The 12,017-nt window shown below is 40.4% G+C and carries 11 protein-coding genes; 2 read left to right on the plus strand and 9 right to left on the minus strand.

The genetic code is table 11. The annotated features are described in order from the left end of the window. From RRV45_RS16200 to nadB, 5 genes are all read right to left on the minus strand, one after another. Positions 1 to 975 (minus strand): phosphotransferase, encoded by a 975-nt coding sequence (locus RRV45_RS16200; protein WP_315665715.1) that lies wholly within the window; start codon positions 973 to 975, stop codon positions 1 to 3. Continuing rightward, positions 965 to 2,863 carry a SafA/ExsA family spore coat assembly protein gene (gene safA, locus RRV45_RS16205; RefSeq protein WP_315665716.1) on the minus strand — a complete coding sequence of 633 codons (1,899 nt, stop codon included), beginning with the start codon at positions 2,861 to 2,863 and terminating at the stop codon, positions 965 to 967. Before safA ends, RRV45_RS16200 begins: the two co-directional genes overlap by 11 nt. 207 nt (positions 2,864 to 3,070) lie before the next feature. Beyond that, complete coding sequence (nadA, locus tag RRV45_RS16210; protein WP_315665717.1) at positions 3,071 to 4,177, minus strand: quinolinate synthase NadA; 1,107 nt, start codon at positions 4,175 to 4,177, stop codon at positions 3,071 to 3,073. A gap of 59 nt (positions 4,178 to 4,236) precedes the next feature. Further along, a complete protein-coding gene (gene nadC / locus RRV45_RS16215; protein ID WP_315665718.1) occupies positions 4,237 to 5,076 on the minus strand; it encodes a carboxylating nicotinate-nucleotide diphosphorylase in 840 nt (279 codons plus the stop codon). Further along, on the minus strand, positions 5,045 to 6,634 hold the full coding sequence (gene nadB / locus RRV45_RS16220) for an L-aspartate oxidase (protein ID WP_315665719.1): 1,590 nt from the start codon (positions 6,632 to 6,634) through the stop codon (positions 5,045 to 5,047). The genes nadC and nadB overlap by 32 nt, the downstream gene beginning before the upstream one ends. A gap of 152 nt (positions 6,635 to 6,786) precedes the next feature. On the opposite strand from nadB, the gene RRV45_RS16225 reads away from it, so the two are divergent. Both RRV45_RS16225 and RRV45_RS16230 read left to right on the plus strand, forming a co-directional pair. Beyond that, positions 6,787 to 7,929, plus strand: a complete 1,143-nt coding sequence (locus tag RRV45_RS16225) for an IscS subfamily cysteine desulfurase (RefSeq protein ID WP_315665720.1) — start codon at positions 6,787 to 6,789, stop codon at positions 7,927 to 7,929. A gap of 71 nt (positions 7,930 to 8,000) precedes the next feature. After that, the gene (locus tag RRV45_RS16230; protein WP_315665721.1) at positions 8,001 to 8,537 is read left to right on the plus strand and encodes a transcription repressor NadR; all 537 of its coding nucleotides are present in this window, start codon (positions 8,001 to 8,003) and stop codon (positions 8,535 to 8,537) included. Positions 8,538 to 8,579: 42 nt separating this feature from the next. Here the strand turns inward: RRV45_RS16230 and pheA are convergent, their stop codons facing one another. From pheA to RRV45_RS16250, 4 genes are all read right to left on the minus strand, one after another. After that, the gene (gene pheA / locus RRV45_RS16235) at positions 8,580 to 9,458 is read right to left on the minus strand and encodes a prephenate dehydratase (RefSeq protein ID WP_315665722.1); all 879 of its coding nucleotides are present in this window, start codon (positions 9,456 to 9,458) and stop codon (positions 8,580 to 8,582) included. Positions 9,459 to 9,597: 139 nt separating this feature from the next. Further along, complete coding sequence (locus RRV45_RS16240) at positions 9,598 to 10,053, minus strand: ACT domain-containing protein (RefSeq protein WP_315665723.1); 456 nt, start codon at positions 10,051 to 10,053, stop codon at positions 9,598 to 9,600. A gap of 27 nt (positions 10,054 to 10,080) precedes the next feature. Continuing rightward, the gene (gene obgE / locus RRV45_RS16245; protein ID WP_315665724.1) at positions 10,081 to 11,367 is read right to left on the minus strand and encodes a GTPase ObgE; all 1,287 of its coding nucleotides are present in this window, start codon (positions 11,365 to 11,367) and stop codon (positions 10,081 to 10,083) included. Positions 11,368 to 11,447: 80 nt separating this feature from the next. Further along, positions 11,448 to 11,990, minus strand: coding sequence for a sporulation initiation phosphotransferase B (locus tag RRV45_RS16250; protein ID WP_315665725.1), 543 nt, complete (start codon positions 11,988 to 11,990; stop codon positions 11,448 to 11,450). Positions 11,991 to 12,017 lie beyond the last annotated feature (27 nt).

Genomic DNA, 12,017 nt, shown 5'->3' on the forward strand with positions numbered 1-12,017 from the left:
TCATTCAACCTTAGATTGCAATTCCTTGAAAAAATTTTGCCTCTCTTTAAATTGACCAACTGTTATATTCAGCAATTGTTGAATTTTCTCCTGCTGTACATGCGACCTTTCTCTTATCGCACGATTCCATTCCCTGAATATGTCCGTTGGATACCCAAGTCCATATAGAAATCCCTTTTCAAGTATAAACGGGTGCATGATCTTAAAACCAGCCAGATCCTTGAATGACCAGTCTAGGTAAGGCAATATCCTATTGGCATATTGAAGATAGTCGGAATGTGAATGTCCTAGGCTAATTAAATCAAAGTCAATCAGATGTAATTCACCGTTGTTTGCTCGCAAAAAATTATGGTGGGCGACATCTCCATGCAGAATAACCTTTTTCCCGCTTAGGAAGAAGTTTTGCTCTGCCTGAATTCCTTTTAAGGACCAGTCTGCCCAAACAAGTAATTCATTAATGATTTCTTTTTGCACATAATACTTTATGATCGGCAGATTATTTAAAAATATAGCTGATCTTTCGTTCCATTTAGCTAATTGATTAAAATGGGAGAGTCCCCGTTCAAATTTTTTTGCCAGACTTTTTGTTGCTGAGTGAAAATCGTTTAATAAGCTTAAACCTTCCAGTTGATCTTTCAGTTGATGAAATGTAAATGGAAAATCCGAAGGCTGGATATATTCTAGACAACTATAAAAGCTACCTTCAAAATGTAATGGCGGATACTTCGCCAATTGATAAAAGGAATATGTTTTTAAAAATCCTTCACCTTTCAGTACCCTTAAAAAATCTTCCTGTTGCTTTAGTCGTGAAAAACTAGAAAATCCCTTTAATATAAAATCCATATCCGGTGACTTAACATAAAAAACCTTTTTTCTAATTGGTTTAATATCTTCAATTGTAATCGTAAGCTGATTTTGTAAATAGGAGAAGAGACGATTAATAAATAAATCGTCTCCTCCGTGATTAATCTTCATAATCGCTGCTCTCTTCAAAGCTCCGAGGCATCCCGAAAGCGTGACCTCCCATTGGTCCCTGTCCATATGGACTCATATATGGATTCATTTGTCCAGGCATTGGATAGCCCATTTGCGGGTAACCCGTTTGCTGTCCATATGGAGTACCGTACATAGGAGCTGCTCCCATGTCATACATTCCAGGTGATCCATAGCCTGGATTATAGGCCCCCTGAAACATTTGTGGAGCTCCGCTGCCGCAGCCACAATCTTCCTTTACTCCTTGTACAGGCATCATCGACATTTTGCTTTGAGTCGGCATTACCGGCATCTGACTTTGAGTTGGCATCATCGGCATTTGAGCTTCTGTTGGCATTAGTGGCATTTGGCTTTGAATTGGCATTAGTGGCATTTGGCTTTGAATTGGCATCATTGGCATTTGACTTTGAGTTGGCATCATTGGCATTTGACTTTGAGTTGGCATCATCGGCATTTGGCTTTGAGTTGGCATCATCGGCATCTGGGCCATTTCAGGAGATTCCTCCATCACTCCTTGTACTTGGGGCATTACTCCCATTTGCGGATAACCATACGGCATTTGCCCATATGGCATCGGACCGCAAAAACCGGATCCAGGCATGACTGGAGATATTGGAATCATTTGTGCTGGATAAGGAGGGCATGGCGCCTGTGGATAACCATAGGCTGGCTGCATAGCTGGTGCCGTAAATGTTGGCTGAAGCGGCAACTGTTGCTGCCCCATTTCTTCTACACCCATTACTGGTGCTGGCATTTGAGCTCCTTGTACTTGAGTATAGGCTGGATTCATGTGTGGCATTTGATGCATCGGCATGAATGAAGATGATTCCTCAAAACCAGGGCTTTCCACACCTGCTAATCCGTAATGCGGCATTTGATGCATCGGCATTGCTGGTGCCTGATACATAGGCATAGTTGCTGCCCCCTGAACTTGCGGGTAACCCATAGCATGAGGATATCCACCTGGAAACCCAGCGCCAGGCATTACTTGAGAAACAGGATAAAAACTTTGTGGTTGATATGGATACATTGGCTGATAAAACCCTCCTTGTTGTTTATGAACATTCGATTCACTTTCAATTGATTCAGGGCTTTCATGGGCAATTGGTTTAACTTGTGGAAGGATGTTTACTGGTTTGGGCGGGAGCTGTGGTACCGGCTTCTGTGCCGCTAAATTCATGTAGTAGTTTTGGTCTGATTCAGGCATAATGGGCTTTGGCATTTTTGGAGCGTATGGTTTAATGGGCATCTCTTCTTGTGGTGACACCATTTTTGGTAATTGCTTTGGTGTTTCCATCTGTGGTGACACCATTTTTGGTAATTGCTTTGGTGTTTCCATCTGTGGTGATACCATTTTCGGTAATTGCTTTGGTGCTTCTGCCTGTGGTGATACCATTTTCGGCAATTGCTTTGGCGCTTCTGCCTGTGGTGATACCATTTTCGGCAATTGCTTTGGCGCTTCCACCTGTGGTGATACCGCTTTTGGCAATTGCTTTGGTGCTTCCACCTTTGGTGATACCGCTTTTGGCAATTGCTTTGGTGCTTCCATCTGCGGCGCTTCTTTTATCGGTATTTCTTTTGGTGCTTCAACTACAGGCAATGTCATTGGTTTTTCTTTAGCAAAGGGGTGTTCTGTAATAGGCATTTCCTTTTTAGCACCCATACTGATTTTTGTTTCCGGCATGCCTCCTATTGGAGCTTCTTTTTTGATGGATCCTCCAGATCCAGGTACTTTTATTTTCATGCCGGGCATAATCATATCAGGATTACTGAGCTGTGTATTCATCTTTTTCAGCTCTTCAAAATTCACGCCGTACTTTTTGGCGATCTTCCAAAGAGTATCCCCTTTTTGTACGATATGGATCTTCACTCTGAATTCCCTCCTAGTCAAATGTCCATATAGTGTATGTCAAAGTGGGCAAATTGCTAACAATCTACACAAAAACTTATGCGATTATTATCAATAATATGATTAGAGACCTTTTTTACAACGAATTTAAATATTTTTTTTATAGGTATTTGTTAAACTTTCTTGTTGTTTGACTTTAATATAAAAGAAAACCCCCGAAACGGAGGTTTATGATTGGATTAGCATTCTTTCTAATGCAAGCTTTGCATTTGCTGCAATTGCTTTATCTACTTTTATTAGGTTATGCTCTTCACTTTGTTCAATCGTCTCCAGACACCAGACAAGATGAGGCAAATCGATACGATTCATCGTCAGGCATGGACACATATGAGGATTTAACGAGATAATATGTTTATCCGGATGCTGCTTAATAATTCGGTTGACAAGATTCATTTCTGTTCCAATTGCCCAGGATGAACCTTTCTCAGCTTTATTAATCGCATTAATAATATAATTGGTCGATCCTGCCATATCTGAAAGAGCCACTACTTCTCTTGAACATTCAGGATGGACGATAATTTTCATACCTGGATAAGTACTGCGGACATCCTCGATATTCGCGACTGTGAAATTCTCATGGACGGAGCAATGCCCCTTCCAGAGGATAACCTTTATATTCTCGATCGGACCTTCATACTCAAGGGTATCACTGATCGGATTCCACACAGCCATTTCCTCAAGGCCAATACCTAAATTATAGGCCGTATTTCTGCCTAAATGCTGATCAGGTAAGAATAAGATCCTGGATTTTTGTTCAAATGCCCATTGAACCATTTTTTCTGCATTCGAAGAGGTAACTGTAGCGCCGCCGTGCTCACCGACAAAGGACTTAATGGCAGCAGTTGAATTCACATATGTTAATGGAAGGATCGTTTCTCCAAAAAGGTTGATTAACTTTTCCCATGCTCTTTCTGTTTGGTAAATATCCGCCATATCCGCCATTGAGCAACCTGCTCGCATATCAGGAAGATAAACCTTTTGACTTTCTGTAGTCAAAATATCAGCAGTTTCTGCCATAAAATGAACACCGCAAAAAACAATATGCTCTGCCTCTTTATTTTCCTCAGATAATTGAGCGAGCTTCAAGGAATCTCCAGTTGCATCTGCAAATTGAATCACTTCATCCTTTTGGTAATGGTGACCCGGAATAAACAACTTTTTCCCAAGTTTATTTCTAATGGATTTTACTCTATTCTCTAGTTCTTCTGTTGTCATATTTCGATATTTCTCTGGAAGAACATTTGACCCCTTTTCAAGCGTTTGAAATATATTCATCTCTTTTTCCCCTTTGCGGTATTTATCTATAATAGTTGTTTGAAATATCTTCTATTGATTTACTCCCCAACCTTAACCTTTACACTGATATCTAATGATTTAGCTGAATGGGTTAAGAAGCCAAGTGAGATATAATCAACTCCTGTATCACTGTAGCTAGAAAGATTGTCAAGTGTAATTCCGCCAGATGCTTCTGTAACTATCCCTTCAGGCACGTATGGAATCCATTCCTTTATTTCTTCAGGCTGTCTATTGTCAAACATGATAACGTCCGCACTAGCTGCAGCAGCCTCCATTACTTGTGCTTTAGTTTCGGTCTCTACCTCAATCTTAACCATATGACCAATATGTGAACGAACAGCTGAAACTGCCTTTTCAATCGAGCCAGCGAAGGTGATATGATTGTCTTTAATCATCACAGCATCATAAAGTCCGTAACGGTGGTTAAAGCCACCTCCACAGCGTACAGCGTATTTTTCCAGCATTCTTAGGCCCGGCGTTGTTTTTCTTGTATCACAAATTTTCGTATGAGAACTATTTAATTCGGAAACAGCTTTATTAGTAATTGTTGCAATACCACTCATTCGCTGAATAAGATTAAGAATGACTCTTTCACCCTTTAGTAAATGGGCTACAGTTCCTTCTGCTGTTGCTAAAACTTGCCCATTCTCAATGGTTTCCCCATCCTTTATCTTCATTTCGACTTTAATTTCGTTGTCCAGAATGGAAAATCCAGTCCGAATAACATCCTCCCCGCAGAAAATTCCATGATCCTTAGCAATAAAAACGATTTCCCCTTTTTCCTCTTTTCCGAAAATAAGCTCACTCGTAATATCCCGATCACCAATATCCTCCAAAAAAAATTGCTCAAGTTGCAAGCGCAGCTTTAATTTGTTCATGCTTATCATCCTTTTCAGTTTTTCGGCGATGGATTATTTGCTTTCGCAGCCAATCCCGATCATTTTCACACGGATAATCCTGTCTGAAATGTCCACCGCGGCTTTCTGTTCTTTTTAAAGCTGAATCTGTTACAAGCCATGCAGTTATTAGCATGAATATCATTTCGATTTCTTCAATTGATAAGTTATCAATATTCCCATCCAATTGCTTATTGATATGAAAGCTTTCAAGCCATTCCTTCTGCCTAGAGAGGCCATCCTTCGTGCGCATAATTCCGACATTCTCCATCATCAATTTTTGGATGCTAGCTTGAGAAGGCAGTTGTTTTGTTATACTCATTGGAATCGATGATTGTCCATATGATTTCAAAGAAACTGAATGCAATACTGGAGAAGTATTAATCCATTCAGCGAGTTTTTTTCCGATGAATAATCCTTCCAGCAAGGAATTACTTGCAAGTCTATTTGCTCCATGGATGCCTGAACAAGCTGCTTCCCCAATTGCATAAAGCCCTTCTAAACTGCTCCGTCCTAATAAATCCGTTATGATACCGCCCATTAAGAAGTGACTGCCTGGAACTATAGGAAGAAGCCCTTCCTTTATGTTGATCCCATGTTCCTCACATAAAGCAGTTATCGTTGGAAAACGTTCTTCAAATCCCTTTACAGAAGAAATATCCAGAAAAACGGGCTCTCCATTTTCAAGATAGTGGTAAATGGTTTGAGATACGATATGTCTCGGTGCTAAATCACTTAATGGATGGATGCTTTCCATAATCGATTTGCCAGCCTTTGTTACAAGGCGTCCTCCTTCACCACGAACTGCTTCTGAGATTAATCCAACCGCTTTTCCGTTAATATGAAGCAAGGTCGGATGGAACTGGATAAATTCCATATCAGTGATCTCGGCACCTGCCCTATAAGCAAGAGCAATTCCATCTCCAGTAACTGTGTCAGCATTCGAGGTATAAGCAAATAGCCGTCCACAGCCTCCCGTTGCTAAAACAATATGTTCACCAAAAAAGACTTCTGTTCTTCCATCTGGATATTTCCCTTTGACACCGATGCATCTCTCTCCAGCATCATCCATTAATAAGTCAAATACAAAAACATTTTCCATAATGGTTATATTCTGGTTTACATTTGCAGTCATAAATTGAATGAGATTTCTCCCGGTGGCATCGCCTCCACTGTGAACTATGCGATGATCACTATGTGCTCCTTCCATCCCGAGAAGGAGTTCCCCATCCGTTCCTATATCAAATGAACAGCCTTCAGCTATTAAGCCATTTATTAATGCTGGGCCTTCTTCCGTTATTTTCTTTACCGCCTCAGGATCATTATGAAATCTTCCCGCTTCCAACGTATCCAGATAATGCTTATCTGGATGATCCATTTTCCCTACTGCCGCGGCTACACCTCCTTGAGCGAAAAATGAATTACTATTATAAACATTAGACTTTGTGAGAATAATCACATTTAAGTCACAGCGAAGACTCTTTGCTAATTGCAAAGCCGATATCCCGCTGCCAATAATGATGACATTGCACTTTTTCATATTTACCTCCTGTTTTTACAGGTGTCTTGACACTTATATTTACATAGATTTAAAATTATGACAAGAGTTTTTATAGATTTTGTTAAAGATTAGCAGCTCTATCATTTATAATTTCAGAGAATAAGAGAATATGACTATGGAGTGATCTAGGGATGAAATATTTTGATTATGCTGCTAGCTGCCCTCTCGATAAGGAGGCAGCTGAGACATTTGTAAAGGCAGCAACCCAATATTATGGAAACTCACAAAGCCTGCATGATACAGGGAGTGACGCCAGCAGCTTATTAGAAAATTGCCGAAGTGGATGGGCCAATTTACTTCAAGTTCAGAAGGAGGGAATTTATTTTACGAGTGGGGGCTCTGAAGGTAATTTCCTTGCGGTTCACGCACTGTTAACAGCGGCGAAAAAAAAGGGCAAGCATATCATAACTAGCATGGCAGAGCATTCGTCCATTCATAGCACGTTAGAAAAATTAGTCAATGATCATCATTATGAAGTATCAGCAGTCCCCTTAGATTCTAATGGAATAGTTGATTTGAATCAGTTAAGATCAACAATTAGGGAGGATACCGTGCTAATAACCATTCAACATGGAAATTCTGAGATAGGCACCCTCCAGCCTCTTGAAGAAATTAGTATGCTCTGCAAAAAGAATCAAATACTGTTCCACAGCGATTGCGTACACACATTTGGGAAAACGGATTTTAGTAAAATGGCTTTATTGGCCGACAGTCTCTCTATTTCTGGACATAAATTTTTCGGACCTAAAGGAACTGGGGCTGTTTATATAAATCCCCATTTACATTGGATGCCCTACTACCCAAAAACATCTCATGAAAGAGGCTTTAGGCTAGGTACTGTTAATGTCCCGGGTATTGCAGCAATGACCGTAGCTGCCCAAAAGGCTGACAAGAATTTAGAAAATAACACAAATCATTACCAGCAGCTGCGGAAGACCTTATTACATGCCCTTGAACCTATACAGGATCAATATATTATTTATGGCTCTGATCATAATCAACAGCTCCCTTCAACGATTGGAATGAGCTTGAAAGGCATAGAAGGTCAATATGTGATGCTTGAGTGTAATCGGATGGGCTTTGCCGTTTCAACAGGAAGTGCTTGCCAGGTTGGCATGCAAACAATATCTAAAACGATGAATGCCATGGGAATTGCAGGGAAGGAAGCGAAAGAGTTTATTAGAATTTCCTTTGGCTGGAATACAACAGAAGCAGACACAGAAGCATTAGGGAAAGCCCTTGTGAGAATAGCACAAGAATTTCTTCCGAGTTAAGCAAATTTAATATTACAGAACTTATATGTTAAAATGTATCATTATCGTCATATAAAGGGAGATATTGAAAAATGAAGGATCAGAAAAAGGTACTCGGTGAGGAAAGAAGAGAACTGCTGCTCGAGTTATTAAAGACAAATGGCGAACCGATAACAGGCAATGAGCTAGCAGCTAGAACAAACGTAAGCAGACAGGTCATTGTAGGGGATATTACATTGCTTAAAGCAAGAGGAGAGCCTATCATTGCTACAAGCCAAGGATATATGTACTTAACACAGGCTGCCATCTCCACTTCTGTTGAACGAACCGTAGCAAGCTCCCACACTCCCGAAAGAACAGAAGAAGAGCTGAATTTGCTAGTGGACCATGGAGTAACCGTAAAGGATGTGCGCATTGAACATCCTGTATATGGAGATTTGATTGCTTCTGTAATGGTTTCAAATCGAAAGGAAGTCAAGCAATTTATTGAAAAAATAAAGGCAACAAATGCTGCCTACCTATCAGAGCTTACAGAAGGCATTCACCTCCACACCCTCCAAGCGGCCTCCGAACATAAACTCGATGAAGCAGTCGATGCTTTAAAAAAAGCTAATTTTATGGTGGAATAAGAAAAAGGATCCCAATGACCGGGATCCTCTTTATAAGATAGCTCATATATAGTGAACTCGGCTTTTTTCCATGCCGAGCTGAAAGTATGGATAGCTTCCGAGAATTTTCACTTTACAGTCTAATGCTTCTAGTTCAGCGACTACTCCTGGAATAAGTACATCATCCTGCTTCATATCCACATCGATAATAAAGAAGTAATTACCAAGACCCGTTTTCATTGGTCTCGATTCAATCTTAGAAAGATTTAGTCTTCTCCAGGCAAAAGCTGAAAGAACCTGATGAAGAGCTCCGGCACGATCATCGGGCAAAGTAATCATGACGGTCGTTTTGTAGCCCTTAAATGATGCCTTCTCTTCCCGCAAATGCACATCGTTCTTCGATAGAACAATAAATCGAGTATGGTTATAGCTTACATCGTGAATATCCTCACGTACAATTTCAAGACCATATTCCTTCGCCGCAAGCTCGTTAGCAATGGCTCCCGCTTTAATGTCTGGATGTTCCTTTACAAACTGAGCTGCTGCAGCGGTTGATGTTGTTTTTTCACACGGCGTCCCCTTTAGCTCTTTATGCAGAAATCTATGACATTGAGCTAAAGCATGAGAATGGCTGTATACAACACCAGTTTCCTTCCAGTGATCTTTATTTGCCGGATGAACCATAAAATGCTGCCTAATCGGACAAGTGATTTCCCCAACGATTGGCAGATCTACTTCATGAACTAAATAATCAAGTGTAATATTAACCGATCCCTCAAGTGCATTCTCTAGTGGTACTACTGCTATTTCAATGTCATCCTCTATTAAAGCATCAAAACAATCAGGAATTGTTAAATAGGGTACAGCCTGTTCTTCGGGAAACATTTCCCGTACAGCGATGTCAGTAAATGTTGCTTTTGGACCCAAATAACCTACTTTCACGAATATCTCTCCCTTACCTACATACAATCTTTAATACTAATACTTTACCACTTTACATTAAGAATGTATGTAATCAATTTTGATTGTTTTGAAAAAAGGCCCATAAAAGAAAAAATCAAGGCCGGAAGAGGTACATAGATTATGCACCTGAACCGAGTACCTCAACTTTTTCTACAAACTCTAGTTTTCTTAAATTTGCGAGCAACTCTTCAATTTCCATAGCCATCTCTGTAATATTTAAGCTCAGGGTCACGTTTGCCCTTCCCATTAAAGGGATCGTTTGGTGAATCGTCATTACATTACATCCAGAAGAGGCAACTACAGCAAGTAAATGGGATAAAGTACCTGAACGATCTTCCAGATAGAAAAATAAAGTAATTAATCTTTCTTTGACCACAGTATGGAAAGGAAAGACAGTATCCCTGTATTTATAAAAGGCGCTCCTGCTCAAATCCACCTTTTGCACTGCATCCCAAACGGATTCTGCCTTCCCTCTCTCAATCATTTCTTTTGCATCTAACGTTTTTTTCATAGCCTCAGGAAGAACATCCTCCCGAACGAGGTAAAATTTCTTATCGAACTTCTCCTGTCTCATACCTACACTCCATTAAGCCTGAAGAGATTATTCTATAAACTCAAACTCATATTCAAGAAGCTTTACCGTATCCCCATCTTTTGCCCCTTTTTCGCGGAGAGCTTCATCAACACCCATTCCACGAAGCTGTCTTGCAAATCGGCGGACAGACTCATCCCGAGTAAAGTCCGTCATCTTGAAGAGCTTCTCAATAGCGTCTCCTGAAACAATAAATGTGCCAGCTGAATCCCTTGTAATGACAAATTCAGTTTCTTCCGCTTCATGTTTATATACTACGCGATGGACACCTGTTTCGACCTCATCATGCAGCGGGAATTCAGGTGTTTTTTCGATTTTATCAGCAACAGCAAATATTAAATCTCTTAATCCCTGCCTTGTAATTGCCGAAATCGGGAAGACCGGATAATCTTCTTCAATTTGCTCTTTGAACTTTTGAAGATTTTCTTCTGCTCCAGGCATTTCCATTTTATTTGCTACAATAACTTGGGGTCTTTCTGTTAAGCGCAAATTATATTCTCGTAGTTCTTTATTAATGGTTAAGTAATCTTCATAAGGATCTCTGCCTTCTGTAGCCGCCATGTCGATGACGTGAACGATTACACGGGTACGTTCAATATGTCTTAGAAATTGATGGCCAAGACCGACTCCTGAGTGTGCCCCCTCGATTAATCCCGGCAGGTCTGCTAGGACAAAGCTGCGCCCGTCTTCTGTTTCAACCATACCTAGATTTGGAGCAATAGTTGTAAAATGGTATTCTGCAATTTTCGGTCTAGCTGAAGATACAACAGATAATAGCGTTGATTTTCCTACGCTTGGAAAGCCAACAAGCCCAGCATCAGCCAAAAGCTTTAATTCAAGAATAACTTCTCTCTCGATTCCCGGCTCCCCATGCTCTGATAATTCCGGTGCTGGATTAGAAGGAGTGGCAAACCTTGAGTTTCCTCTTCCTCCTCGTCCGCCTCTTGCAATCACAGCTCGTTGGCCATGCTCTGTCAGGTCAGCAATTATCTCATTTGTTTCTACATCTGTGACAACTGTACCAGGGGGAACCTTAACAATCATATCTTTAGCATTTCTGCCATGCTGGTTTTTGGACATGCCATGCTCCCCGCGCGTAGCCTTAAAATGGCGCTGATAACGGAAATCCATTAGTGTACGCAGCCCTTCGTTTACTTCAAAGACAACGTCTGCACCCTTACCGCCATCTCCGCCTGCAGGCCCTCCCTTAGGAACATATTTTTCGCGGCGGAAGGCAACCATGCCATTGCCTCCATCTCCGCCTTTAACATAAATTTTTACCTGATCGACAAACATATTATTCCTCCCGTCTTAGCTGTTTCAATTTCATAAAACAGCAAGAACTGTTTGTATTCCTTATGTACAATGATGATGGTCTATTTACTAGGGGAAACAAAAAAATCAAATGATAGTTCTTGTTCAGTCCAGCTTTGAATGACAATTTCCGGAAAAGCTGATCCTTTTGTCTCCAAAAATTGCACTAGCTGAATCTTATTTAATATTATCCCTCTAAAATCAAAAAAGAAACGGGTTCCGTCTATTTGCGGATCAATTGTAACGGATAAATGATTCTCATTAAATGGCTTAATGGCTGAATTCAAATGTTTAAAGAAGGAACTAGTCCAATTTGTCAGCCAATCATCATCCAAAAAACCGCTCACTGAACTTTCCATTACATCATATTCAATTTGAAATGAATGATTTTCCCAATTATATGTAAGAAGCAAGGAGGCGAATTGAGGAATATTCAAGTTAGACAGCTTAGCTTCAGCTTGGGCATCAACAACAATTTCATTAATTATTTCTTTAGCCCGGTCAATTTTATTTAATGCCAAATTCCCTTTTATTAGTTGGATTTTGTTTAACCAGTCGTGGCGTGCGAAACGCAGCACCTCGATTACATCCCAATCTGTTTTCATACATGCACTCCTACACAGCATATTAAG

The sequence above is a fragment of the Bacillus sp. DTU_2020_1000418_1_SI_GHA_SEK_038 genome (assembly GCF_032341175.1).
Lineage (GTDB): Bacteria > Bacillota > Bacilli > Bacillales > Cytobacillaceae > Cytobacillus.